1 protein-coding gene is annotated in these 498 nt (G+C 70.9%); it reads left to right on the forward strand.

All coding sequences use genetic code 11. The features are described from left to right. The coding region (locus IU459_RS37565; protein ID WP_195134312.1) for a condensation domain-containing protein at nt 1–498 on the forward strand (498 nt) is incomplete at both ends.

Raw genomic sequence — 498 nt, forward strand, 5'->3', positions numbered from 1 at the left:
CCGCTATGGCGCAGTTCGTGTGGTTCGCCTTCGACGGGGAGCGGCGCGATGTGCTGTTGATCGTCGCGCACCACTTCGTGGTCGACGGCGTGTCCTGGCGCATCCTGATCCCGGACTTCGCGGTCGCCTGGTCGCAGCTGGTCGCGGGTCAGCCGGTGACGCTGCCTGCCAATGGCACCTCGATGCGGCGCTGGGCGCACAGCCTGGTCGAGGCGGCGCGCGCGCCGGAACGGGTCGCGGAACTGCCGTTCTGGCAGCAGGTTTCGGCCACGCCGGATCCGTTGCTCGGCTCCCGTCCGTTCGATCCGGCCGTCGACACGTTCGCGACCGTCGAGCGGGTCGAGGTCACGGTGCCCGCCGAAGTCACCGATGCGGTGCTGACCGCGATCCCCGGCCTCTACCGCGGCGGCGTGAACGACGGCCTGCTGTCGGCACTGGCCATAGCGGTGGCTCGCTGGCGCGGCGACGGGTCGGACGCGACGCTGATCAAGCTGGAGG

The organism is Nocardia amamiensis (assembly GCF_015477605.1).
In the GTDB taxonomy this organism is placed as follows: domain Bacteria; phylum Actinomycetota; class Actinomycetes; order Mycobacteriales; family Mycobacteriaceae; genus Nocardia; species Nocardia amamiensis_A.